At 51.1% G+C, this 24,504-nt stretch carries 26 protein-coding genes; 7 read left to right on the forward strand and 19 right to left on the reverse strand.

The window, feature by feature from the left end; translation table 11 throughout:
• Nucleotides 1-464 precede the first annotated feature (464 nt).
• The 3 genes from FHS90_RS14910 to FHS90_RS14920 all read right to left on the reverse strand — a co-directional run bounded on the left by FHS90_RS14910 (nucleotide 465) and on the right by FHS90_RS14920 (nucleotide 2,113).
• On the reverse strand, nucleotides 465-878 hold the full coding sequence (locus tag FHS90_RS14910) for a septal ring lytic transglycosylase RlpA family protein (RefSeq protein ID WP_182513649.1): 414 nt from the start codon (nucleotides 876-878) through the stop codon (nucleotides 465-467).
• Nucleotides 871-1,563 (reverse strand): alpha/beta fold hydrolase, encoded by a 693-nt coding sequence (locus FHS90_RS14915; RefSeq protein ID WP_182513650.1) that lies wholly within the window; start codon nucleotides 1,561-1,563, stop codon nucleotides 871-873. Before FHS90_RS14915 ends, FHS90_RS14910 begins: the two co-directional genes overlap by 8 nt.
• Nucleotides 1,564-1,675: 112 nt before the next feature.
• Nucleotides 1,676-2,113, reverse strand: a complete 438-nt coding sequence (locus FHS90_RS14920) for a GNAT family N-acetyltransferase (RefSeq protein WP_182513651.1) — start codon at nucleotides 2,111-2,113, stop codon at nucleotides 1,676-1,678.
• A gap of 657 nt (nucleotides 2,114-2,770) precedes the next feature.
• Here FHS90_RS14920 and FHS90_RS14925 point away from each other — a divergent pair.
• Nucleotides 2,771-3,085, forward strand: a complete 315-nt coding sequence (locus FHS90_RS14925; RefSeq protein ID WP_153042558.1) for an SH3 domain-containing protein — start codon at nucleotides 2,771-2,773, stop codon at nucleotides 3,083-3,085.
• Nucleotides 3,086-3,342: 257 nt separating this feature from the next.
• Here the strand turns inward: FHS90_RS14925 and FHS90_RS14930 are convergent, their stop codons facing one another.
• Nucleotides 3,343-4,086: a hypothetical protein gene (locus tag FHS90_RS14930; RefSeq protein ID WP_182513652.1), complete on the reverse strand. Its 744-nt coding sequence runs from the start codon at nucleotides 4,084-4,086 to the stop codon at nucleotides 3,343-3,345.
• A gap of 162 nt (nucleotides 4,087-4,248) precedes the next feature.
• On the opposite strand from FHS90_RS14930, the gene FHS90_RS14935 reads away from it, so the two are divergent.
• Nucleotides 4,249-4,497, forward strand: coding sequence for a hypothetical protein (locus FHS90_RS14935; RefSeq protein WP_066830412.1), 249 nt, complete (start codon nucleotides 4,249-4,251; stop codon nucleotides 4,495-4,497).
• Between the two features lie 76 nt (nucleotides 4,498-4,573).
• Here the strand turns inward: FHS90_RS14935 and FHS90_RS14940 are convergent, their stop codons facing one another.
• Together FHS90_RS14940 and FHS90_RS14945 are read right to left on the reverse strand one after the other, a co-directional pair.
• Nucleotides 4,574-5,134: an Hsp20/alpha crystallin family protein gene (locus tag FHS90_RS14940; protein ID WP_246387063.1), complete on the reverse strand. Its 561-nt coding sequence runs from the start codon at nucleotides 5,132-5,134 to the stop codon at nucleotides 4,574-4,576.
• A gap of 102 nt (nucleotides 5,135-5,236) precedes the next feature.
• Nucleotides 5,237-5,617 (reverse strand): Hsp20/alpha crystallin family protein, encoded by a 381-nt coding sequence (locus FHS90_RS14945; RefSeq protein WP_182513653.1) that lies wholly within the window; start codon nucleotides 5,615-5,617, stop codon nucleotides 5,237-5,239.
• A 319-nt stretch (nucleotides 5,618-5,936) separates the two neighbouring features.
• Between FHS90_RS14945 and FHS90_RS14950 the strand changes: the two genes are divergently transcribed.
• On the forward strand, nucleotides 5,937-6,365 hold the full coding sequence (locus FHS90_RS14950; protein WP_182513654.1) for a hypothetical protein: 429 nt from the start codon (nucleotides 5,937-5,939) through the stop codon (nucleotides 6,363-6,365).
• Between the two features lie 1,108 nt (nucleotides 6,366-7,473).
• Nucleotides 7,474-7,908, forward strand: coding sequence for an STAS/SEC14 domain-containing protein (locus tag FHS90_RS14955; protein ID WP_182513655.1), 435 nt, complete (start codon nucleotides 7,474-7,476; stop codon nucleotides 7,906-7,908).
• 271 nt (nucleotides 7,909-8,179) lie between these two features.
• Here FHS90_RS14955 and FHS90_RS14960 read toward each other — a convergent pair whose 3' ends face one another.
• The 4 genes from FHS90_RS14960 to FHS90_RS14975 form a co-directional block, all read right to left on the reverse strand.
• On the reverse strand, nucleotides 8,180-8,824 hold the full coding sequence (locus FHS90_RS14960) for a response regulator transcription factor (RefSeq protein WP_182513656.1): 645 nt from the start codon (nucleotides 8,822-8,824) through the stop codon (nucleotides 8,180-8,182).
• 6 nt (nucleotides 8,825-8,830) lie between these two features.
• Nucleotides 8,831-9,622: a sensor histidine kinase gene (locus tag FHS90_RS14965; RefSeq protein ID WP_066830428.1), complete on the reverse strand. Its 792-nt coding sequence runs from the start codon at nucleotides 9,620-9,622 to the stop codon at nucleotides 8,831-8,833.
• On the reverse strand, nucleotides 9,583-10,242 hold the full coding sequence (locus FHS90_RS14970; protein ID WP_066830431.1) for a hypothetical protein: 660 nt from the start codon (nucleotides 10,240-10,242) through the stop codon (nucleotides 9,583-9,585). Before FHS90_RS14970 ends, FHS90_RS14965 begins: the two co-directional genes overlap by 40 nt.
• A gap of 741 nt (nucleotides 10,243-10,983) precedes the next feature.
• A complete protein-coding gene (locus tag FHS90_RS14975) occupies nucleotides 10,984-11,439 on the reverse strand; it encodes a hypothetical protein (RefSeq protein ID WP_066830441.1) in 456 nt (151 codons plus the stop codon).
• Nucleotides 11,440-11,712: 273 nt separating this feature from the next.
• Between FHS90_RS14975 and FHS90_RS14980 the strand changes: the two genes are divergently transcribed.
• Entirely contained in the window at nucleotides 11,713-12,231 is a 519-nt protein-coding gene (locus FHS90_RS14980) for a DUF421 domain-containing protein (RefSeq protein WP_241498914.1), read from the forward strand.
• A gap of 129 nt (nucleotides 12,232-12,360) precedes the next feature.
• Nucleotides 12,361-13,167, forward strand: coding sequence for a hypothetical protein (locus FHS90_RS14985; protein WP_182513657.1), 807 nt, complete (start codon nucleotides 12,361-12,363; stop codon nucleotides 13,165-13,167).
• A gap of 183 nt (nucleotides 13,168-13,350) precedes the next feature.
• On the opposite strand, the gene FHS90_RS14990 is transcribed toward FHS90_RS14985, so the two are convergent.
• The gene (locus tag FHS90_RS14990) at nucleotides 13,351-14,196 is read right to left on the reverse strand and encodes a PdaC/RsiV family protein (protein WP_182513658.1); all 846 of its coding nucleotides are present in this window, start codon (nucleotides 14,194-14,196) and stop codon (nucleotides 13,351-13,353) included.
• Nucleotides 14,197-14,408: 212 nt separating this feature from the next.
• Here FHS90_RS14990 and FHS90_RS14995 point away from each other — a divergent pair, with 212 nt between their 5' ends.
• Nucleotides 14,409-15,080, forward strand: a complete 672-nt coding sequence (locus FHS90_RS14995; RefSeq protein ID WP_182513659.1) for a hypothetical protein — start codon at nucleotides 14,409-14,411, stop codon at nucleotides 15,078-15,080.
• A gap of 256 nt (nucleotides 15,081-15,336) precedes the next feature.
• On the opposite strand, the gene FHS90_RS22635 is transcribed toward FHS90_RS14995, so the two are convergent.
• The 8 genes from FHS90_RS22635 to FHS90_RS15030 all read right to left on the reverse strand — a co-directional run bounded on the left by FHS90_RS22635 (nucleotide 15,337) and on the right by FHS90_RS15030 (nucleotide 24,156).
• Entirely contained in the window at nucleotides 15,337-15,462 is a 126-nt protein-coding gene (locus FHS90_RS22635; protein ID WP_281367913.1) for a hypothetical protein, read from the reverse strand.
• A 49-nt stretch (nucleotides 15,463-15,511) separates the two neighbouring features.
• Complete coding sequence (locus tag FHS90_RS15000) at nucleotides 15,512-16,897, reverse strand: alkaline phosphatase family protein (RefSeq protein WP_182513660.1); 1,386 nt, start codon at nucleotides 16,895-16,897, stop codon at nucleotides 15,512-15,514.
• A 992-nt stretch (nucleotides 16,898-17,889) separates the two neighbouring features.
• Nucleotides 17,890-18,399: a DUF2199 domain-containing protein gene (locus tag FHS90_RS15005; protein ID WP_066830456.1), complete on the reverse strand. Its 510-nt coding sequence runs from the start codon at nucleotides 18,397-18,399 to the stop codon at nucleotides 17,890-17,892.
• Between the two features lie 15 nt (nucleotides 18,400-18,414).
• Nucleotides 18,415-19,014 (reverse strand): hypothetical protein, encoded by a 600-nt coding sequence (locus tag FHS90_RS15010; protein WP_182513661.1) that lies wholly within the window; start codon nucleotides 19,012-19,014, stop codon nucleotides 18,415-18,417.
• A complete protein-coding gene (locus FHS90_RS15015; protein WP_066830462.1) occupies nucleotides 19,007-19,354 on the reverse strand; it encodes an STAS-like domain-containing protein in 348 nt (115 codons plus the stop codon). The genes FHS90_RS15010 and FHS90_RS15015 overlap by 8 nt, the downstream gene beginning before the upstream one ends.
• Nucleotides 19,355-19,430: 76 nt before the next feature.
• Nucleotides 19,431-20,264, reverse strand: a complete 834-nt coding sequence (locus FHS90_RS15020) for a hypothetical protein (protein WP_182513662.1) — start codon at nucleotides 20,262-20,264, stop codon at nucleotides 19,431-19,433.
• Between the two features lie 87 nt (nucleotides 20,265-20,351).
• Complete coding sequence (locus tag FHS90_RS15025; protein WP_066830468.1) at nucleotides 20,352-22,733, reverse strand: ribonucleoside-diphosphate reductase subunit alpha; 2,382 nt, start codon at nucleotides 22,731-22,733, stop codon at nucleotides 20,352-20,354.
• Nucleotides 22,734-23,196: 463 nt separating this feature from the next.
• A complete protein-coding gene (locus FHS90_RS15030; RefSeq protein WP_066830470.1) occupies nucleotides 23,197-24,156 on the reverse strand; it encodes a ribonucleoside-diphosphate reductase small subunit in 960 nt (319 codons plus the stop codon).
• Nucleotides 24,157-24,504 lie beyond the last annotated feature (348 nt).

Consider the following 24,504-nt stretch of genomic DNA (forward strand, 5'->3'; position numbering starts at 1 on the left):
TATGGAGAAGGGTGTTTCTGGGGCCAGGCAAAAAAGGACACCGCCCGCACAGGCTGAAAAGAGCCCGCGGCCAATGTGAATTTGCCTTGGTGCTGCAGAGGGCCAGAACCTGCCTTCCCGCTTTTACCGCCCTGGCCACGCCGCTAATAAGCTAACGGCTATGTAGAGCCTCCCGCTGAGGCTCCTCGCTTCCAAACCCAATGGTAAACAGGCTCCAGGTTGCTGCCATTCTGGAAAGGGGAGACCGCAGCAGTGAGGGACTTCAGGAGCTGAAGGAATACCTGCTTAGAAGCCCTGCTCCTGGAAGCTTTGGGAAAGCCTGGGTATTGTTTTTTCGTTTATGCCAGAAGAGGCGGGAGAGAACCATTTCAGCCGCTGTCAGAGACAGAAGAACACGGGAGCCTGTTTTTGGCCTGTTTTCAGAAAAACAGGCCAAAAACAGGCTGGTGCCTTACGCGGCGGGCTTACCTTTTCACGGGCTTCAGTACTTTCATCTGAACCGGGGCCACCCCGCTCTTCACCAGATCCAGCTTGCGCGCCGCAGACATAGAAAGGTCTAAGATGCGGCCAGAGACAAACGGCCCCCGGTCTGTGATGCGCACTTTCACAGATTTGCCGGTGGTGGGGTTGGTTACTTTCACTTTAGTGCCAAACGGAAGCTTTTTATGGGCGGCCGTGCGTTTGCCGGGGCGGTAGCGCTGCCCGTTGGCCATCTTGTTGCCCGCAAGCTTGTTGGAGTAATAAGACGCTTTGCCGCTTTCTGTGTAGCCTTTCTGGCCAAACCCGGGCTTGCCAGAGGAGCAGCCTGTGGTGAACAGAACGGCAAAAGAGAACAGCAGGGGCAGCAGGTGCCTAAAAGCAGGTGTGAAATCACGCATAAGCAAAATACTGGTTCAGGGCCTGCGCCAGCAGGGGCAGGGATACTTGTTCTAACGGATGCCGGGTGTCTGGTAGTACCTGTAGCTGGGCGCTGGGCAGGCTTCGGTACGCGGCAACCGTCTCTTCTACGGTCACCATCTGGTCGCGGTCGCCCACGGCCACGCGTACCGGCACCTGTATCTGGCCTAATTTTTCTGAGGTGAGCAGCGGCTGCTGGCCAAGGGCCCGCATCATGTCTGCTGTCTGGTGCAGCAGCTGGGCCCAGTCTTGCGGGGCGTGGCGCTGTTGCAGCGTCTGGGCAAAGGCGGGTACCTTTTTTTGAATGGCCTCCGGCCGAAGGCGTGCCGTCTCATGTGCGGCGGTTTCAGGGGCCCAGGCAAACTTGGTGGCCAGCGTAAAGATCTTCCGGAACCGCTGGGGCTGCTGCCTGGCCGCTTCTAGTGCCACATAGCCGCCCATGCTGTAGCCAAACACCTGCACCGGCCCTAGCTGCCGGGCCGCCAGCCACTCCAACAGCTGCTGCACAAACGATTCCATCCTGAACGGCTGGTCAGAAAAAGGTTCTCCGCCGTGGCCTGCCAAATTAAAGGAATACACCGGCAGGGCGGCGGGCAGCAACGGGAGCAGGGGCTTGAACTGGCTGTCGGCGCCCAGCGCGCCGTGCAGTAGTAGAAGTGGGGTCATGGCCAAAGATAACCTTTCAGGTGAGGTGGGGCAACTTCTGTTTTGGGGCTGTTTTCAGCAAAACAGCCCCAAAACAGACGGCTGTGCCTGCCGGGCTAAGAGGCGGTGCGGTTTACTTTCTAAGGCGCTTCAGAAAATGGAAGCCTTTGATGGCAAAGCCTTCGCGCAGGTAAAACTTATGGGCGGCATTGTTCACCACGTAGGCGTCTAGCATCATGGTTTCACAGCCCTGGCGCCCGGCTTCAGAGGTGAGCCAGTCCAGCAGGAGCTTGCCCACGCCCTGGGAACGGTACTGCTCATCTACCACAAAGTTGTCTACCTCCAGGTATTTCCCGCTATACAGCTTGGTGCCAATCCAGTAACCGGAGAGGCCAATGCACATTTCGCGGTCAAAGACACCTACCATCTGGTAGTTGTTGGGCAGCATCTGGTGCAGCAGCTGCTCATAGCGCGAAAACTCCATGTGCGGGTTCAGGTGCTGAATGAGCCGGTGCTGCTGCAGCATTTCAGGGAGTTGGGTAATAGGCCTGATGTGGAAGGGAGGAATCATGGTCTCAACAGTGGTGGTCACAAATGTAGAAAGACAGGAAAAGAAACCAGCATTTAAAGAACTGTTAAGAAAGTGTTATAAAATCACGGCAGAGGTTAAATATTTGTTAATCAACGGGGTAGGTGTTGCAGGGGCTTTGGCGGCCTTCTACCTTTGCCCTGACTTTATGAAACCAGGAGGGCAAAAGAACCGCCAGCAAAGCCGGCGGGGCAGCTGCAAAACGGCTCCGGTGTCCGGATCTGAATAGTTGGTGTTCATAAGCGGGCAGTTGGGTGAGAATAGTTGTCTTGTAAGTTATTGTAAATTAGCTGTTTGCAAGTTTGGCATAGGTGTTGCCATAGTAGAGCTGCAGAGACGGAAGCCGCTTAACGCGGAGAGGGAAAATGCAAAGAAGCGGCTTGTGGAACAGAGAAGGTTGGGCGGGAGGAAAGGAAGTTGAAAATTTTTTTAAAATTTTAAAAACCTGAAGCAACCATCTCCCAGAATCTGCATCTATAAAGTTGTAAGCAATTAAGGAGCAATAGTTTAGTAAAAAGAATGGCAGAGATTCTGCCCCTGCCCCCTATGCTCTTTCCTGAGCGGGAGTGTAGGAATAATGAAAAGAAACTACTTCAAAATAATAGAAACATTCACCACTTTAAAACCCCATTTAAAATTATGAAACGTATTATCCTTCTTTCCGCCGTTTTCCTGATGCAAGTATTTGTTGTATTTGCCCAAGAGCCCACTTCACATGTGAACAGCAAAAAGGTACGCATGTTCCGCCAACCCACCTTGGGCACCGAGGTGATGCGGGTGCTGACCCCAGAAGACCAGATCACTGTTGTGAGACAGGTTAATACCGAGTGGTCCCTGGTTCAGATTGACGGCGAAGGCGGCTATGTGCTGAATTCTTACCTGAAAGAAAGAAAAGGCAAAAAAGCCACCGCTGTGAAAGCCGCCCGTACGGCCCCCAGTGCCGCTAATTTCTAAGAACCGCATGTTGAAATCTGGGTTTTACGCTGCAAAACGCCCTGAAAAGAACCTGTGTTCACCCTTTTCTGGCCCTGTAGCACTGCTGCGTTGCTCCAAAAGTGCTTCTGCAGAACCTTTTTCTGGTGCTTTTAGGCCGTAAAATCAAAATTCAAACATGCTTTAAGCGCCCTGCTGCAAAAGAAGTAAAACATGAAAAAGCAAGAAGGCCTGCTGTACAGCAGGCCTTCTTGCTTTTTTAGCAACAGCGCAGGTTTCTATTCAACCGGGGTGTAGTTGTACAGCTCAATAGCCTGGGCCAGTTGGTCTTTCTTTACCAGCTTGATAATCTGCGGAAGCAAGCTCACCCCCAGGCCTACAAAAAGTAACGGGGAGTAGCCTGAGTTCCGGCCGCTGTTGAACTGCTGCTGCAGCCCGGCAATGATGAGCCCGGCGCCTACTACATACATGCCCGTGCGTATGTTCTGGCCGCGTTTGTACTGTTGCAGGGTCTCTATGCTGCCCGGGTTGTCAGACAAGGCTACCCGTAAATTCTTATAGGTGAGGGGCTCTAAGGGCCCATTGTCTTTTGAGAAATAATAGACACGCCGCTGCGTAGGGTAGCCATAGCCGTATCCGCCCATACCCATGCCTCCCATGCCTACGCCAATGCCGGGGCTGTAGGAACTGTAGTCTGTGCGGTACACAAAGTAGGTAGAAACCCGGCCCGGCTGCTCCCGCTGGGCAAAGTCACTGTACCGGCGCCCCGCGTTAAGACGCGCAAAAAAGCCGTCTGGGCTCTGGAAGTACTTCACCGTTTCTGGGGCGTACCGGAGCGAGTCATCCAGCAGGAAGTAATTCTGTTTGAACACCGGGCTTTTATACTGCAGCCTGCGCGCATACACCCTCTCCCCGGTGTGCAGCTCAATAAAGTACGGTTGCCCTGAAGAGGTTTGCTGGGCGGCGGCACCCTCTGCCACCGCCCAGCAGAAGAAGAACAGGAAATATAATTTTTTGATCATAGCTCTCTTATAACGGAAAGTTCACCTCTCTATGATAAAATCTGAGCATAAAATACTGAAATACGCCTGTTTCAGGCAGATACCGCCGCCCCCGCGAAACAGCAGAGCCTAAACGCCAGTAAAAGAAAGGGAAGTGTATTGTTCCACTTAACTTAGAAGACCATGGTAGTTGCAATTGTTATTTTAGTAGTCATAGCTTTTTTTGTGAGCATGTATTTTTATAGGGCCAACAACCCCAGACCCGTGGAGTCAGGAAACGCTACCCGTATCTCTGGCGGCGGCCACAATGCCCCCGTTACCCCCGGGCAGACCAGTAAGGTGTCTCCTACCAACCCCGGAAGTATTCCTGACGGGACCGGGCGTGACAAAGGGAACGGCAATGCAGCCATGAGCAGCGGCATGCAGGGGTAATCTCTGCTGGCCTACTTAAAGCGAAAGGGCAGGTAGTTCTAAAACCACCTGCCCTTCCTTTTTTTAGGTAAGTAACTTAATGGGTGCCGTTTTCATGGGCCAGGCTTGGCTGCTTCTTTTTGGGAGCAGCGGCTTTCACCGGGTTCTGGTTCCCTGTGCCTGAACTCTCTTCTAATTGCACCGGCTGAGCGGCCCCATCCCGCACTTGAATGCGGTGGCGGGCGGTTTTACGCTCATCTTTTGGCACTGTCACCCGCAGAATACCGTTCTCAAAAACGGCTTCAATTTTCTCATGGTCTATGGTGTCTGGCAGCCTGAAAGAGCGGCTGAAGGTACCATAATGGTTTTCCACCAGATGGTACTGCTTCTCTTTTTGCTCTTTCTGCAGGGTGCGCTCGCCAGAGATGGTCAGCTGCCCCTCATGGAAATCCAGCTGGATGTCTTCTTTGGCAAGCCCGGGGAGCGTTGCCTCTATCTGGTAGCTCTGGTCTGTCTCACAAATGTCTACCAGTGGGCTAAAGCGGTTCAACCGCTCACGGTTGTTCACAGAATCATTAAAGAAGCGGTCAAGCATGCTGCTGAATGTCTGCGGCATGAAGTCTTCAAAGCCGCTTCTGCTACCTTGAATGGCCATCATTACTCCTTTCTTTTTTAAACATGTGATGCAACAAAATGTAACAGTCTAGTAGACACGGGGGCCGTTGAAGCCAGGTACAAAGGCATGGAACGGTTCTGGCCGTTACCGTTGCTCAATCTCTAGCAGCCTGGGGCCCTGCGGCAGGTAAGGCACACGTACCTGAAGCTCGTGGTCTTCATGCACTACCGTAACCTGGCCGAAGTCCACAAAAGGGGGCAACGTCACCTGGTGCTGGAACAGCGGGATCTGCATGGCCGGGTTCAGCTCACTTTGGTGCAGCGCCATCAGGGTCAGCTGGTTTTTGTCCAGCAGCACCTGGCACTGGCTCAGGTCAATGCCCGGCAGGGTCACCCGGAGCACCAATCCTTTCTTGAGTTTGTCAATCCTTAACTGCGGCTGACTTACCCCACCGCCCAGGGTATTGGTCAGGTCAATGTAATGGGCTATATTCTGTAAGAACTTTTTATCTTTTATCAGTTTCATATCACTTCCTCCTCTTCAACACGTTGATAGTTAACGGGTCAATAGCAAAGGCTGTACCACAGCCCGGCACGCATGTGCTTGCCCTCTGGTAAAGACACTTTGTCAAGGAGAAGAAGAATGAAAATGGCATTATGTCAGGATTCTTACAAACGGGTTAGCAGCTTGTTTTCCTGCTGCCCTGACAAAATCAGGCGGCTTGGAGGCTGCTATGCCGAGGGAAAGCAGGGGCAGGCGGGCAATTTTCAATAATTTGTCACTCAAAGCACCTGTTTTCCGTACCAGTCCTAAATTTGTCCTTACATCTGTTACTTCCCCGGGTATGGTACTCACCTACTTTCAGAACCATGTGGTTACAATTAGCTATGATGACGAAGCTCAGCTAGGAATAGCTGAATGGAATGGCTTTCTCAATACCCACGAGTTCAGAGAGGCAATTACGGCCTGCCTTGCTTTAATGGAAGAACACAAGCCTTTGCGCTGGCTGGGCGATAACAGAAAAATGAAGGCTATTCGGCAGGTAGACCAGGAGTGGTTTGTGGAGGAAGTACTGCCCCGGCTATACGCCAGTTCCCTGCGTAGAAACGCGACGCTGGTCTCTGAAGATTTCTTCAACAAAACTGCGGTAGAGCAGATGTACAAACGTGCCGAGGGGTTGGGAGACTTGGTCACCAAAGAGTTTGGCAATAAGCCCCACGCCATGGCCTGGCTGCTGGAGCCTGTTTCCAGCGCCCTGCAACAGCAAGGGTAAAATCTCTTTCACTCGCCAGGGCAGTAGGGGCTACAGTAAAAGCCATAAATAAGAGCTTGATTAAATTTTGGTTTTGCGAGCGAAAATGGGGAGCGAAAGGTTCTGACGAAGCGTTTCTATGGTGGGAGAAAAATGCGATGTCAGGTTCTTTTGATACCCGTTTGCAGCAGAAAAGACAAATTTAAACCTGCTCTAAGGCTGAAGAACATGGCCTTTGCTTTCTTTCACTCCTCCAGGGTCCACACCAACCGCTGAGTTGTCTGATCAGGCCGTCTTGCCTGTGGAATAAAATACAGCTCATCCCTTTGCTGGCTGGAGCACGCTTCTAACTAGAACCACAGGCGCTGCTGCTGATAAACGAGAAGAGGGCAGTGATAAAGTATAAAGGCTTCAGCAATACGGTCTAGCACAGGTCAGAACGCCTGTGCAGACGGTTTTATTCAGGTTCGCCCTGCTGTTTTGGAGCTGTTTTTCAGAAAACAGCTCCAAAACAGCAGGAGGTGTTGCCGCTAAAGAAAATGTCTGGATGCATACAGAGGAATAATAGTAACCCGGGAAAGTTCTCCCCTGGTATTTTTAAGCCGATGGATAGCTCTGTCAGGTGCCAAAAGCATGAATGCAGGCTTCTGGTGACTTTGCGGCAAAATCGTTAAAATTTCACCATGTTTTGGGGCACAACCTGCATTTCAATACTTATCTTTGAAATAGCTTCGAGCGGCTCAACCTAAGTACTTAGACAGAATACATATTCCCTTTCCCTGGGTGTCCTTTTGCAAGAATCTCTGTGGCGAACGGCAGCTGTGGTCACTAAGCGCTTCACTCATTTGCTGCCAAGTTCCTTTGCAGAGAGGATAAAATAGATAACGAAAGCTGTTTAGAGTTGTCAAGTGTATTGGGTGCAAGCGGCAAGGGGAGGCTAGCATTCTGTTTTAGGGCTGTTTTTTGAAAAGTAGCCCTAAAACGGCGGCTCAGGCAAGTACTGGCGCCCTACACACTTCCAGAGAGAAAAGGGGGAAACACTAGACAGGTGCACTATTAAATTTCTGATCCTACACCTCAGGGTCTACTATTCAATACTATATTTTATATACTTCTTATTTATTGATACATGCTGCAAAGTTTGCCCAAGGTTTACTTTCAAAGTGATGCTGTGACCATTCAGTATGACGAAGAGCAACGGCTGGGGATGGCCATTTGGCGGGGGCATTTCAACAGTGCTGATCTGCGGGAAGCCATTCTGTTGTGTGGCTATATCATTGAGCGGTTTGGGCTGACCCGCTGGTTGGCAGACAACAGAAGAATGCGGGCCTTCAGTGACGAAGACAAGCTCTGGATGCTGGAGCACATGGTGCCTAAACTAATGACCAGCGCCCTGTGCCGCATGGCTACCCTGGTTTCTGCTGATGAGAAGCAGGCGGCGGCTATCAAGTACATTGAGAAGCACGCCGGAGACCTGGGGAAGCTGCTGATCCGGGATTTTCAAGACGAAGAAGAGGCCCTGGAATGGCTTCTGCAGGAGACAGACCCAGCCCCTAATCAGTAGCCCCATTGCTTTCCCGGCCCAGAGAAGCTGTAAGCGTGAAGATTCTCCCTTTGCCTACCAGATACTCCTCCCCAGAGGCATGTGAGGCGGGTTTCTGTTTTAGGCCTGTTTTGGCCAAAACAGGCCTAAAACAGAAACTTGTGGCGCTCCCTACGCCCGTGTTGATGTGAACGCGGCCATGCCTTGGGCAGCACAAGTTCCCCAAGAGGCGTTTACACACCACAAGCTGCTGGCCTTTTTCTGTTCAGAGAGGGGAGATTTACTAGCCGACTTAAGGAGACGTCTCCTTGACAATGCTCTGCTCCAGGGCGAGTTTCACCAGCTCAGCGGTATTCTTGACTTTTAGTTTGACGTGAATGTTGCGGCGGTGTGTTTCTACCGTGAATATTGAGAGGAACAGTTTGTCAGCGATTTCTGCGCTGGAAAGCCCTTGAACCACCAGGTGCAGAATCTCTACTTCGCGTTTAGACAGCTTGTGCATGTTCACAAAATTATCTTTAAACGCCTCTGACGGGTTTTTTAAGCTGACAGACTTGCTGTTCAGTTTATAGGTGCCGGCCGCCACCTGTTTGATGGTGGCCACCACCGTCTCCGGTTCGGCGTCTTTCAGGAGGTAGGCGTCTATGCCCAGGGTGATGCAGTTGTGGAGCAGGGCTTCATCTGCGTACATGGTAATGACAATTTTCTTGCAGCTGATCCCGTACTCCTTCATTCGGGCTAGGGTGCTCTCGCCGTTAAAGAAGGGCATGTTCAGGTCAATGAGCGCCACGTGTGCCTGCTGGTTACGGAGGTAGTCAATCATGGACCGCCCGTCATTGAAGATCGCTTTTACCGCCAGCTCAGGGTCTTTGCCTAAAATGGTGGCCAATCCTTGTGCAAAGAGGCGGTGATCATCTGCAATTACAATCTCAACCATAGTGCTTTATTTTAAAAGGCCAGGAGCGTAAGGCTGGCGGGGGAACTTCAACTCAATACGGGTGCCGCTTTCAAGGCGCGAAGAGATGTCTGCCTGCCCATGAATGGCCTCCATGCGTTTTTTGATGTTGCTGAGGCCAGAGCCTTGTGCCGCGCCGGTTATGTCAAAGCCAACGCCGTTGTCTGCTATCTCTAAGGTACAGGTATTCTGGTCTTCTGCCAAATGTAAATTCACGGTGACCAAGGTGGCGTTGGCGTGCTTTAAAATGTTGTTCAGGCTCTCCTGAAAAGTTCTGAAGACAATGAGCTTGTTTTTGCTGTCTATGGTGCAGTCACATTCTTCGTGCACAAACTCGGTCTGGAGGTTACTGCTGCGCTCCACTTTGTCCAGTTCCGTCTGGATCAGGTGGGGGAGCGGTACCTCGTCAGCCCAGTCAGTGTTCAATGACTTTGAAAGGGTGCGCACGTCTCTGATAGCCCCCGCAACCAGTTCTTTGGCAAAGGTGACCTGTTCCGGGTTGTGCGCATCATGCAGGTTGAGCTTGACCAGTGACAGGATCTGGCCCAGGTTGTCATGCAGTTCCCGGCCTACATACTTCAGGGTTTCGTCCTGTATCTCCAGCCTTGAGTCTGTGATGGCTTTCTCATATGCCGCCTTGAGCTTCTGGGTCTCTTTCAGGTGTTGAAGCTGCTTTTTCTGGTAGGCAAAAAGGAAGGAGATGATAAAGAAGACCAGGACCAGCAGAATAGCCGAACCGGCTACAATAACGGTGATGATATCTGACGGGGTCTCAAACATGACAGAGCTACTCCAAACAAGGTATACAGCATGATATTCATGAGCTGCAGAATAAGGGTGACCTGCATAAGCCAGCCGTGGTCAAACTGGCTCAGGTAGTTCAGAAACCCAAAGTACAGCAAAGTGCCCGGGAAATACATCAGCAAACCGGTGGCCACCCAGAACCGCCAGCTCTTTAGCAGGTTTTCCTGCGGATTCTGGAACCGGCTTTTGAAGTACAGCAGGCTGAACAGCACCAGCAGCGCCGCCCCCAGCATGAGGGTAAAGTGGTTGAACCGCTGTAGGCCCTGGATAAAAAACAGGTTTACCAACCCAAGCACCATAAAGCCCCCCGCCACATACAGCACCGCCTTTCTGCTGAAGGCCGAGAAGCTGTCTTTTAAAATGAGCAGATAGACCGGAATGATCAGGATTGTGTACAGGTTGAAGATCCAGGTGGCGTGGTTGCCTATGCCTTTGTACCGGGCCCCCAAGCCTAACAACTCAACCAAAGAAGTCACCGCCAGCACCAGCACCAACAAGGTTCCGCCAAACTGTCTGATGTCTTTCAAGGCAAACAGGCTGTAGACGGTGAGTGAAAACAAGACAGCGTAATAAATGTACCTAAGTGTCTCTAACATTCAATATTTAGTTTCTTTGGTTGAAGTATGTACTAGAGCAAGTTTAGAGCATGCTTGAATCTGTCTTCTGCGCTGCCAACGGGCCTCAAAAGAACCTGACCTGGCGGTTGCCTCGCACCAGCGCGCGGCTATGCCGCTCAAAAAAACAGGATAGAAGAAACTTTTCACTCCCCGTTTTCGCCTGCAATACCAAAAGTTAAACAAGCGCTTAAAAGGTGTCTCTGTGCTGCAAAGAGCCACAGCAAAAGCCGGGCTCCCTGCTTTTATCATGGTTGTAGCGTTGCTGCCCGGCTTTAAGGCCGCCTCAGCAGAGCTTCCAACCTGATATTCTCCGCTTGCAATCTAACCTGTAAACCTGCCCTAACTGGTGTAGGGAAATCTCTGTTTTAGGCCTGTTTTCAGAAAAACAAGCCTAAAGCAGCCCCAGAACCCTATTGGCAGCACAATAGCCGACAGGGCGCTCTCCTCTTTTCCCGGTACGTTCTGCCGGTGAATGGCAGGTACTGGAAAGGTATGTTTAAAATTTGTCTTTGTCGCCGCCTTGCACTGTTGCCCAACCCTGCCCCGGTGATGGTGCTGCGTAGGGCACAGGCTGTACATTCTACAAACGGCTCCTGCTGCATCTTCCCCTTTCAGGGTGCCAGGGCATCTTGCTTACCTGCAGAAGCTGAGGCCACAGGTAAACGGCTTTACCTGTGGCCTGAGAGCTATAAGATAGTACTGCTCTTCTTGCTGGACTGCTTAGCCCTGCTCCTCCTGGTCTAGCTGGTCTGCTTCAGCCAAAAGCGTGTCAATGGCGCAGCCTTCGCCCGGAGGGCAGAGGGAACCCCATTCATAGATAGTCCCGTCATCATCTGCAGGGTTGCTGGCAATGGCTACATAGTCATTGTCTGTGAGGGCGTCTTTTCTGTTTCTGGTGCCAACCAGAATGATGGTGTGGTACCGCTTCTTATCGCTGGGCTCAGTCCTGATGCCGTAGTACGTTCTAATGCCATCACACTGGGCTTCAACTAAAATCTTCTCGTAGATCGCTTTTGAGAAATAGCAGGCACGGCTGTCATTGCGGTTGTTGCCGTGCTGGGCAATGACGTCAGTGCGTTCGCGCTTGTAGTCTCTGACCATTTGCATCATTTCTTTTTTATCAATCTGGCGCTCTTCAATGGCGCCCTCTCCTTGAAGGTTGATAAGTTTTGGCATAGGGTTTTCGTTTATGAATGGTTGGTAAGGACTTGTTCAGATTCTGGGTCAGGAGATTCTGCTGCGCGCGTTCTTGCTCTGCCCGGTTGCCGCACAAAAAACAAAACTCAAACACGCTCCTAAAGATGCAAGCGCTTAGGCAACAAAACAATACCTGAATATAAGTAGATTCTGCCACTCTCATAGACCTTGCCTGCTTTGCATTTGTAGATAGTGTTCCCTGGCCGGAAACCAAGCCCAGTCAACCGCGTCTGGCAACAGTAACTTTTGCAGATGGATGCACGTTTCTGGGGCATGATGGAGCTGTTAGATACAATCTTAGGAATAGGAGTTGAAAAACTGAACTGGTGGCAGATGGGGCTGCGGGCGGTGATTGTTTTCTTTGTTGGGCTCCTCTACATACGGGTGGCCAACAAACGCATTTTTGGGCGTCACAGCGCCTTTGACATTGTGCTGGGGGTGATGTTTGGCTCTATTATGAGCCGTGCCATTACCGGGAACTCCCCTTTCTTTCCCACGTTGGTGGCGGGGCTTGTGCTCATCCTGCTGCACCGGCTGCTGGCGGCGGCGGCATACCGCACCGGCTCGGGTGTCAGCAACTTCCTGAAGGGGCACACGGTCACGCTGGTGCGGAACGGGGAGCTGCAGCGGGAGGTCATGCAGGCGCATAACATCACTGAGAATGATATTCATGAAGCCATCAGGAGCAGCGGCAAGCCAGAGGAGCTGGAGAAGGTGAAGTCTGCCTGTCTGGAACGCAGCGGAAGCATTAGTGTGGTCATGGAAGACTGACAGCGGTTAAAAGTGGGGGTAGAGGCCAGTGGTTGTCACAGCAGGAATCATCAACCCAGATGCAACCTTTTGCCCGGCCGGGGACTCTCCAGTATAAGAACCCGGCAGTACTTCCACCCCTTTTTACCCATGACACCATCTTTTTTTAAAGTACCTTTTCTGATCCTGATTGCCTTTCTGGTAGTGGGCTGCGGCATAGAGGAGCCTGAACCCAGCAACACGCCCCTTGTCAGGCTGGCCAAAGTGACCACCAGCCAGGGCGCCCTGCGTGAGTTCACCTATGGCCCCAGCGGGGAGCTTACCCGCATTAAAGGAACCGGTGAGCTGGCTCTGCACAGTTTAACGGCCTCAGACAGCGAGGTGCTGTACGGCGCCAACGGGCGCATAGGGCTCATTAAGAACACCGGGGGGCAGGTAACCAAAGAGAGCGCGTACACTTACAACGGCTTAGGGCAACTCACTAAGCTAGAGGAGAAAATAAATGGGCAGGTGGAGAGCTACTACACCTTTGAGTATGACAATGCCGGCCGCTTGGCCGTACGCTACTCCTATTTCAAAGACACCAACGCCTCTTCAGAAGAGCTGGTGGCCACCCATAAACACAGCTATGTGTATAATGCCCGGGGGAATGTGAGTGACATCACCGTTTTCCAGCGAAGCGCCCCCACTGCCGGCTGGACCGCCTCTTACACCGTCAAGTACGAGAATTATGATGACAGCCCCTGTGTTCAGCACCTGGCCAGTACCCCCTTCACACCCGGCATCGTTCTGCAGTGGAACAACCCCGGTAAAGTAACCACTACCTTTCAGGAAGATGGCCGACAGTTGGCGGCTACCTACACCTATGAGTATGATGCGCAGAAGCTCCCAGTGAAAAAAACAACCACGCCTACTACGGGAGACGCCGTGGTGACCATGTACAGCTATTCTTATTAATACCACAGTACTTGAGCAGCCAAAGCCCCCTTCCAGTCCCTCTGGAGGGGCTTTGGCATATAGAAGCTGCCGGTGACAAGCCGTTGCGCTGGCGCAGGGGTTGGCCTGCGCCTGATAGAATCCCCTTTCTGTTTTCGGGCTGTTTTTCTGAAAACAGCCCGAAAACGGCTTCTCATTCTTGGCCTATGGCTGCGGCCGGAAGCGTGGCGCCAGCAGCTGGTTGATCTGGGCATACGGCAGTAACAGCTGCGTAGGGCCAAAGGCGTAGGCGTTCACCTCGTAGGCGTTGTAGTACAGCAGCAGGCCTTTTGGGGTGAGCGCCGCATTCTGCGGAAACGGCAGATGGCCATTCTGGGTATAGAATCCCTGCTGCTCAAAAGACTCAGCGCCCAACTGCCTCACATTTCTGAACTCCTGCTCCACCAGTTTTCTGAGCTGAACAGTATCAGGGGCCAGCTCGTGCAGCCGGAGGGCATGGCCGGTGCTGTCAAAGCTTTGCAGGGTGGTCACCGCATAGCCGTGCGCCCCGCCGCTGTAGCCTTCGCTCTGCAGTTGCAGGGAAACCAGGGCAGGTGTCTGGTGCACGGGCTCCATGGCCACCTTCAGGTACCAACCGGCCCGCGCGCCCGCGTCTGGAAACTCTTTCCTGAAAGCGGCCTGCTCCTGCAGGAAGACGGTGGCCACGGCTTCGGCGGCATTTTCTTGGGGTGACAAATCTGCGTCTGGGTTGTTGGTGAGCTGCAGCCGAAGCAGAAAATCCTGCACGTATTGGTTCAGGGAATCGCGCAGCGGGGTTGGGCCGCCCCGGGCTACCAGGTACTGCAGGTCAACAGTGGCGCAGGAGTCGCCCGGGCAGTTTTCTTGCCGCCTTACCACGCTTTGCGGCTGAAAGGCGAGGGCCTGGGAGGTGCCTGCCTGCGGGGCAGGTGTTTCTGCTGCCCCCGTAGCGTTGGCGCCTTGCTTAGATTGGCAGGAAAACATGAGGCCGCCCACCAGCAGGAGCAGCACCGAAAGATATTTGGTCATCATACCAGGTAAACGTTTAAAACCAGACGTTGCCTATGCAAATACCGTGTCAACTACAGTGAAAAACTGAATTTACTGCCTGGGCTGGTAAAGAAATGCGGCGAGTGGGGCTGTTCTTCCGGGTAACATAAGTGGGGAAAGGCGGGTTGTGTGCTGGTAAATAACTCATTGCCTGTAGTATAGGCAAAGCAGAATATTCTTACTACCTTAAACAGATGAACAGCCAAACACTTCCGCTGTGCGGACAAAAGAAACTGATCTTCTGGCTGGTGGGGCTGCTGTTGCTGGCGGGCTGCACTCAAAAGCAAGTCTTCTACTTTTCAGCACCTGCGGCCAGGGCCGGCAGCAAGCCGGTTTCTTCCCCTCCTGATGATTCTGTTCAGGCCCGGCAGGTTAGGCCCCCGGTAGAACCAGCTGCTGCTGCGTCTCTTTCTGCGTCTGCAAATGAACCCGTGCCTGCCGCCACGCCGCCAGTCTATGCGGTAGCGCCGCCGGGGGCACCGGTAGGTGTTTACCCCAGCGCGCAGGTGCCGGTTCTGGCGCCCCCGGGGCAACAACAGCAAGGGAGCAGGCCACGGGTGGGGCAAGCGGAGCCGGGAAAACCTAAAGCCGGAGTGGCGCGCACCGGGCTTCTCTTAGGGGTGGCGTCTTTGGTGCTGGGCGTGGCCGGGCTGTCTAGCCTTACGCGGGGCGGAGGCGTTCTGCTGCCTTTTTCTCTGCTCCTTGCCTTGGGCGGAATGGTGTTCAGCAAGAAAGCCTTGTCCTGGAACCGGAAGCACCCAGATGACTTAGCCAATGCCAACGGTGCCAAAACGGGGCTGGTTTTTAGCATATTCGCCCTTGGCCTCCTGCTTTTTTTCGGTGCCCTGGTTCTGGTGATTTTTTAACGCCCGCAGATGGAACTGCCGTTTTCTGTTTTTGGCCTGTTTTTCTGAAAATAGGCCAAAAACAGAACGGCCAGCTTGTGTGCCCAAACATGACGCCTATGGCTCGCTCCTGCGGGTGCTATGCTTGGTCTCAGGCTTTCTGATGCAGGTTAGCCGGAAGCAGAAAGGTGGTTGACCTGCCTTGGTGCTGGAGACTACTTCATGACGCTCCGGCTTTTGTCATTGTGGAAGGATCTTGCGGGCGAACTAGATATGCTCATACGCTACTGCCGCTGGCCACCAAGATCCTTAAGGAGGACAGGGAGGTGAGGGTGTTTTCGTGCTCCTGGTCTAGTTGATACATATCTAAGAACTCCGTCTCATCTTTCTCCAGTTGGGTCAAGCCTTGCTTCGGGTTTAATGCCGTGGCAGAAGTGGCGGCTTTTTTTGTGTTAGACTGGCAGGCCAACAGGAGGCTCCCCTGGAGCGGCAGGAAAAGAGAGGAATAGTGGGTGTGCGGGCAGCCGGCCGGCTGATGTGTCATTTGTAAGGGGGTATGGTAACGGTTCAGCAGAGAGTATCTGCTGGGCTATCTTACGGTTCCCGTCTAGCTTAAAGTTGTACGGCAGGCCCAAAATCTGGGCAAGAATGGGAAAGACGTGCACATTTTCAAACACAGGCAGGGTCAGGCCCTGCTTTACGTCGGGTCCCCAGGCGATAAAGGCGGCGTTTAGATCCTGGGTCTGCGAGGGGTCATAGCCGTGGTGGCCGGGGCTTGGTGCGGAGGCGGCACTGTGAAAGATCTTCGGCCATTGGGCCAACAGAATAATATCGCCAATGCGGCGCAGGGAATCATCTTGGGGGCGGTAATGCAGGTGCTTGGGCATGTTCTGTTTCAGGTACACCTTGTACCCGGGTGAGCTGCCCTTGCGGAGCCGTTTGTACGCCTGCTTGAGGGCCGCGCGGTTCTGCTGTTTGGCGTACAGCTCTATCATGATGTCGTTGCCTGACACTACAAACTGGGCGGTATCAATAGGCGGGGCACGTAAAACCTGCTCCTGGTCAACGGTGGCCATGCCGTGGTCAGCGGTAAACACAAAATTGACGGGTAAGCCGGTAGCCGCCACGGCTTGGGTGAGTTTGCCAATGCTGGCGTCAATGAACTGCACGGCGGCTTCGGTTTCTGGGGAGTCTGGACCGTAGGTGTGCCCGGCATGGTCCACTTCAGGAAAGTAGAACGTGATCAGGTGCGGCCTGCGCTCTGCGGGCAGCTGCAGCCACTCCACCACGGTGTTAATGCGCTGGTCAATGGCAATCTTCTCTGAATACCGGTAATGGTAGGTAGGCAAGAAGCCCTGGATGGGTGCCTCTGAACCGGGCCAGTAAAAGCTGGCCGACAGCATCTGCTGCCGCTCGGCCAGGACCCAGAGCGGGGTGCCGCCGTACCATTTGGGGTCTTGCACCTCTTGGGGTTTGCTGTTGGCGTAAAAAGCCTTAAAGTTGGGGTCGTAGAACTTGTTGTTGATCAGGCCGTGGTGGGCCGGGTACAGCCCCGTCACCAGACTATAGTGGTTAGGGAACGTCTTTGACGGAAACGCTGGTTGCAGCCCCTTCGCCTGTACGCCCTGCTGGGCCAGTTGGCGTAGGTTCTGGCAGTTGTATTTGCGTACGTAGTCATGCCTGAACCCATCTGCCGAAATCAGGATCACATACGGTTTCTGCTGCTGCGCGGGGCTGTTGCGCCTGTTGGGCACCACCTGCTGCGTGGTATCTGGTTGCGCCTGTACCCAGCTAAGGCAGGAAAACAGGAGACAAATAAGAAGGGGAAGCTGCTTCATGCTACAAAAATAATGCTTCCGCCTACAGGCATTGGGTTGTTGCCGCACATTTCATGAAAGCTTAACCTTGGGTTGGGGTGGTTTTCTGTTTTTAGCCTGTTTTTGGGAAAACAGGCTAAAAACGGGAATAGAGATTTCTGTTTCTTGACGCAGATTGCTTTAAAGAAGGTAAGGCCTTCACCCCTTCCCGCTTTGTCAACCTGGAAGGATCTTGTGGGCGAGCTAGAAAGGCTTTGTTTATACGTTACTACTGCTGGCCACCAAGATCCTTTCAGGAGGACAGGGAGGTGAGGTTTCCGTTTTTGGGCTCGTTTCTGGAAATGGGGCTGAAAACAGGAAGTATGTCTTTACCTCCAATTCTCTTCATACTTCACAAACCCAAATACTTCCATCTCTTCTTTTTGCTAATTCCTGCCCTTGTTGGTGTTCTCTCCAACAAGATGGGGGTGGTTGCCTTCGCATTTCACCGGCACTCCTAAAATTGTATGAAAGTTTTAGTTGGTACCGCAGTATGGCTTGTTGGTGAGAACACCAACAAGGGGAAAAGAGCTTCTGCGCGAATTTTCTCAAAGTTGAACGCCACCCACTTTTGTCATCTTGAAAAGATCTTGTGGTCGAACTAGAAATGCCTTGGCTCCTGTGCTATTACCGCTTGCCCACATGTTCCTTTCAGGAGAATAGGGAGGCGAGGGTGTTTTCAAGGTCCTGATCTAGTTGGTTAATATTTAGAAATTCTGCTTAGCCGGTTTCTATTTGAGCTAAGTCTTGTTTCAGTTCCTTTTGTGCATTTGAGAAGGCAGCATCTTCTTCTATCATCTCAATTCCTCTTTGGTGAACTTGCGTAGAAACCACATCAAATGCTGGTACACTTTCTCGTTCACCCGTAGCCGTGTAGTTTGCATAGCCCTTCTGTTTAAGCCTTGACAGTAGATAAAGTTATGATTCTAGTTCGTTTTTGGCCTGTTTTTCTGAAAGCAGGCCGAAAACGGAACTTAGCTAGAAATGCGAATCATTTCTTCAATACACTTTTCTGCTTCTTCTTTGCTGATGCCGTGGTAGAAGTCTTGTACCAGCGGATGGTCAAAATCTTCATGCGGGAAAACTGCTGGTCTTTTGTTGTCTGCTTGGGTAACCACTGTTGATGGAACCTGCATCACGTCTTCTTCATAGCCCATTAAATGATTACAGACATACCCGAAGTAAGACGCCTCATGCTCCTCATTGTGGTAATTCTTCTGATAATCAAGGAAGGTCTTTTCACTCACTGACACCCACAGTCCATAATCTAAATCCTCACAGTGGTCATTCACGGGAATGGTCATGACTACTCTAATGAACCGATCTGTCTGGTCCTCATAAGTAATTGTGCAGAAGTCTCCTTCCAGCCAGCCTATGGTTTCTTTCTTTTCTTCAGTGAGGTTGTTGTAGTGCCACGGCGAAGAATAAGCTAAGGCTGGCCAGTTGTCATGTTCTTGGCCGCAGGTGGAACAGGTGTAGGGCATCGATAGAGCCGATAACTATTTATTAATTTGAAATTCTAAGAGGCTTTTATTACAAGTAAGTATAGGAATATCTGGGAAAGCAAAGTCGCCATCATGAGTAACTATTGCATATTGATTGATAATACAAAAGTTATAATAAATGGTATCATTAAAATCAGAATCAGGAGTTATGTTCATTAGAGTTTGCATAGAGTCAATCTGCTCTAGCCCACTATCATTAAACTCTATGTAGGAAGCATATGCAGCTAAGTCATCTTTAAAGCTTTCCAGTGAATTTTGATAGTCTTGAGTAGTTCGGTAATCTTTTTTAAAATCTAGTTTGTTAATCCCCTTTTCGTCAAGTTTCCTACTCTCCAAAAGTTCGTTTTTATAAACTACGAATCTTATTCTTAGATACCTATTGAGAATCTCAGAAAGTAGCAATGTATTAACTACTGCCACCTTCTTGTCTGTAGTCTTCTCAATTAGTATCCTCCAAAAGTTGAGATATGCTTCTTCGTAATACTTTGGTTGGAGTGGAGGGTTTAATATCCATAGCCACACATTAGCATCAAAAAAATAAAGCCGGTTGCCCGGCTTAGATTTTCTTATGTCAAAAATTTTAAATTTACTCATGTATCCCTAACTCTTGATTTCGAGCATTTTCTCTGATTTCTCTTGCTTTTGGGTCTAAAGCAAGTTTATAAATTTCATTTACTTTATTCAGAATAGCTCTATTATCAATACCATTTAATTCGATAGCGGATTTTGCCTCTTCTGGTTGAGGAGTAGATAATAAAAATCTACCAAGTGCAGCATTCAAGAAAGCAGATGTAACGTGACGCAATCCTTCAAATGAAAGCACAATCTTCTCATGTGGCTTATAAGACTCTTGAAGCTTTTCATAAACTTTCAAGCCGTCTACATCCAGTACAGCAATTTGTTTGCCTATAATTTGAGCAATGCTTAACTGCATAACTTTCTTAATAAATGGTGGTTGGGGGTTATGAGAAGGTTTGCAAACCTAATCAAAATTGATATACGAAGCAATACTACCCACAGTTGTATATAAGATGTATCGTAGTGCCAACAAATTCAGGTACATCTCTTGTTCCCATTTCTCCTAAGTTGTTTCCCCAGTACGCACCTCCAGTTATAATGTTGAAGGCACCACCTGCATTCTTGCAATGTTCCAACAAGTGATACAGCCCCAATCCTCCTGTCTGCATTTCACCTTTTGTCGTGTGCCCATAACCTAAGGACCATTCAATCGCATCTTTTGCATTGGAAATAGCTCCATTAGTAAATGTTTGAATTGGAGGTAAGAATCCTTGGCCTAAATCTACTATAGTAAAATTAAGCTTCGCTTTGCTTGGATAATATTGCCCACAAGCGAATACAGGGTCAGTTGTGGCTGCATGTTTTTGAATGTTGGAGAATAACTCAAGAAATTGTTCATCTAAACCTTCGCATTTTAAGCTAGCCATCTGAGGATGGTTTAACAAATCTCCTTCAATGTATTCATAGAATTTGACATCATCACATGGATGAAAAAGTTCAGACCTTACTGTAGAGCGGGCATTATCAGATAAGGTCAAGAGACTAGACAGAAAGCCGTTCCTGAATAGAATTGGACATTTGCCTTTTACAAGTTCAACATCAAGGCTAAATGTTAGGTTGTTTTCTATGCTAAGTCTGTAGAGGATAGCTTGAAGAAGTGCACACAGATTTGCATCAAACCAATACAAAGGTTCGAAGTCAATAAAAATATTGATATTTTGATAGGAAGCACATTTTTGATAAAAGTTGATTAAGCTCCAATAGCCGGCAGGGGAAGTTGTTATCTTTCCTGCAAGGGCAATTGAAACAGTGTTAGCAACTTCCACAACTTCTAAATTTGATAAGATTTTGAATATATATAAAAGGAGGCCGTTTCCAGCCTCCTTTTTCCATTTATAAGCAAAACTAGCTGCTTAAGACCCGCACGCCTCACACGCATCAGGATTATCCAGGCTACACGCCATGTCGCTTTGGTTTTGCTCTACGCTGCTGTACATAGGCGCCAGGGTTTCGGCGGCTTGTTTCTCAACGGTGAACTTGATGGCGTCTGCGGCGGCTTTGGTGCGCAGGTAGTACATACCGGTTTTGAGGCCGCGCTTCCAGCTGTGGAAGTGCATAGACGTCAGCTTCCCGAAGTTCACGTTAGACACGTGCAGGTTCAGGCTCTGGCTTTGGCAGATGTACGCGCCGCGGTCGGCAGACATGTCAATGATGGTGCGCTGGCTGATTTCCCACACCGTCTTGTACAGGTCTTTGATGTTCTGCGGAATGTTAGGAATGCCCTGCACTGAGCCGTTGGCGGCAATGATGGCGTTCTTCATCTGATCGTTCCAGAGGTTGAGGGCAATCAGGTCGTTTAGCAAGTGTTTGTTCACCACCATGAACTCCCCGCTCAACACGCGGCGCACGTAGATGTTAGAGGTGTAAGGCTCAAAGCCTTCGTTGTTCCCCAGAATCTGCGAGGTAGAAGCGGTGGGCATAGGGGCAACCAACAGAGAGTTGCGCACGCCGTGCTCCATCACTTCGTTGCGAAGCGCTTCCCAGTCCCAGCGGCCGCTGTCTGGTTTCACGCCCCACATGTCAAACTGGAAGATACCCCGGCTGATAGGCGAACCTTCAAAGGTCTCATACGCACCGTCTACTTTGGCCAGATCCTTAGAAGCCGTCATGGCGGCAAAGTAAATGGTCTCAAAGATCTCCTTGTTCAGGCGGGCCGCCTCTTCGCTCTCAAACGGCATGCGCAGCTGCAGGAACGCATCGGCCAGACCCTGCACACCCAAGCCAATTGGCCGGTGGCGCATGTTTGATTTCTTGGCTTCGGGAACCGGGTAATAGTTGATGTCAATGACCTTGTTCAGGTTCTTGGTGACGGTATACGTTACCTCGTAAAGTTTTTCGTGGTCAAATTTCTTAACCCCGTTCTCTTCTTTGATGTAGCGTGGCAACGCCAGAGAGGCCAGGTTACACACCGCAATCTCGTCTGGGTCTGTGTACTCAATAATCTCAGTACACAGGTTGGAACTCTTGATGGTACCCAGGTTCTGCTGGTTTGACTTGCCGTTGGCGTGGTCTTTGAACAGCATGTACGGCGTACCGGTCTCAGTCTGTGCTTCCAGAATAGCGAACCACAGTTCCTGCGCTTTGATGGTCTTGCGGGCCTTGCCTTCTTTCTCGTATTTCTCATACAGGCGCTCAAAGTCCTTGCCCCAGGTCTCAGAAAGGCCTGGGCACTCGTTCGGGCACATCAGGCTCCAGTCGCCGTTGGCTTCTACGCGCTTCATGAACAGGTCTGGGGTCCAGAGGGCCAGGAACAGGTCACGGGTACGCATTTCCTCTTTCCCGTGGTTCTTACGCAGATCCAGGAACTCAAAGATATCAGCGTGCCACGGCTCCAGATAGATGGCGAACGCGCCTTTGCGCTTTCCGCCGCCCTGGTCTACGTAACGGGCTGTGTCATTGAACACCTTCAACATGGGCACAAGTCCGTTAGACGTACCGTTGGTGCCTTTGATGTAAGAACCCGTAGCTCTGATGTTGTGAGCAGCCAAACCAATACCACCCGCGCTCTGCGAGATCAAGGCACAGTTCTTCAGGGTGTCATAGATGCCCGGAATGCTGTCTTCCTTCATGGTCAACAAGAAGCACGAAGACAACTGAGGTTTAGGCGTGCCGGCGTTGAAAAGGGTGGGTGTGGCGTGCGTGAACCACTTCTCAGACATGAGGTTGTAGGTATTGATGGCCGCGTCAATGTCTGTTTTGTGAATACCCACGGCCACCCGCATGAGCATGTGCTGCGGACGCTCCACTACCTTGCCGTGCACGCGCAACAAATACGAGCGCTCCAGGGTCTTGTACCCGAAGTAGTCATAGTTGTAGTCGCGGTCATAGATGATGCTGGAGTCCAGCACGGCCGCGTTCTTCTTGATCACGTCAAACACGTCTTTCGCGATCAATGAAGCATTCTCGCCGGTTTTAGGGTCTACGTAGGTGTAGAGCTGCTTCATGGTGTTGAAGAACGACTTCTGCGTCACCTTGTGCAGGCTGGAGATGGCAATACGCGCCGCCAGAATAGCATAGTCTGGGTGCTTGGTGGTCATAGACGCTGAGGTCTCTGCCGCCAGGTTGTCCAGCTCTACCGTGGTCACGCCATCATAGATCCCGTCAATCACCTTCTTGGCCACCTCAATGGGGCTCACGAACGTCATGTTCAGGCCGTAGCACAGTTTCTCTATGCGGGCCGTGATCTTATCAAACTTGACCGACTCCCGGCGGCCATCTCTTTTTACAACTAACATACGCTTCTATCTATATTGGTGACAGATGGGGGTGAGCCATCCAGATATTTCTTGCCACGCGCGTTGGCGCCAGGCAATAGTGAATTTCAATGTTGGGGGCAAAGGCATCGGCCCGCGGCCGAAACTGGTTTTGCCTTGTTTTGAGAAAAACAGCCCAAAAACGCATCTGGGTTGATTATAATGTTACACAACTCTTTCGTCCCCCCCCCCCCCTTGAAGGCCCGGGAGGATTACTCGTGCTGATTTACATATGGAGATCACGCATTCCCGAGAATCATTTTTTCATTTCGCTCAGCTGAAGCAGTTGGCTCTTCAACGGCCTTGGTCATCCCCCTACCCCCCCTTCAAAGGGGGACGGAAGGTGATTTCTGTTTCTCTTGGTATTGCCCAGCCGGTTGCCGGGCGTTTTGGAGCTGTTTTTTCAAAAACAGCCCAAAAACAGGTTTGGGCTGTTTGGGTGAGGTTAAAAGTCTTCGTCCAGGGAGAACACGTTGGAGTCGCGGTCGCTCATCACGCCAGACTTCTGGTATTCGCCCACGCGTTTCTCAAAGAAGTTGGTCTTGCCTTGCAGGGAGATCATCTCCATGAAGTCAAACGGGTTGGTGGCATTGTAGATTTTGCTGTAGCCCAGCGCCACCAGAAGGCGGTCGGCCACAAACTCAATGTATTGTGTCATGAGTTTGGCGTTCATCCCTATGAGGTCCACGGGCAGGGCACTGGTCACAAACTCCTGCTCAATGCTCACCGCGTCTCTAATGATGGTTTGTACGCGCTCCTCTGGTAACTTGTTCACTAACATAGAGTATAGCAGGCAGGCAAAGTCTGTGTGCAACCCTTCGTCACGGGAGATCAGCTCATTGGAGAAGGTGAGGCCCGGCATGAGGCCGCGCTTCTTGAGCCAGAACAGGGAGCAGAAAGAGCCGGAGAAGAAAATACCCTCTACGGCGGCAAAGGCAATCAAACGCTCAGTGAAGTTCTCAGAGTTGATCCATTTCAGGGCCCACTCGCCTTTTTTCTTCACGCAGTCAATGGTGTCCAGGGCGTTGAACAGGCGGTCTTTCTCCTGCGGGTCTTTAATATAGGTGTCAATGAGGAGCGAATAGGTCTCAGAGTGAATGTTCTCCATCATGATCTGGAACCCGTAGAAGCAGCGGGCCTCTGGCAGCTGCACCTCCTGCATGAAGTTGATGGCCAGGTTCTCGTTCACAATCCCGTCTGAGGCGGCAAAGAAGGCCAGTACGTGCGAGATGAAGTGACGCTCCCCGTCGTTCAGTTTCTCCCAGTCTTTCAGGTCTGGCGACAGGTCAATCTCCTCTGCCGTCCAGAAGCTGGCTTCGGCTTTCTTGTACATCTGCCACACAGCGTCATTCTGTATGGGGAACAGGACAAAGCGGTTAGGGTTCTCTTGTAATATTGGCTCCATAAAACAATACAGTTAGTTACTCTATACTAATAGACCAGATAGTGCCGCGCAGGTGCCTGTGAACCAAGCCCCGAAGCCGGTAAGCCCCTGAAAAGAAGGTGTGACCTATCTGGTTGAGATTTCAAATATAGGGACAATTACGTAGTTCCCCTGAATTGGACAGGCGAATTTACTAACTTCTTATACAGTCACTTGTCCACATTTTATAATACTATAAATCAACATCTTGTGTAAATTATCAAAATTAGAAACCCTGAATATAGACTTTTTTGTATAACTAAGGGAAAGCCTATAACTGCCTGTTTTCACCGGTGTGCACAGGCGCGGGCCCTGCTTTGATACAGCAGG

It is taken from the genome of Rufibacter ruber (assembly GCF_014138425.1).
In the GTDB taxonomy this organism is placed as follows: Bacteria; Bacteroidota; Bacteroidia; order Cytophagales; family Hymenobacteraceae; genus Nibribacter; species Nibribacter ruber_C.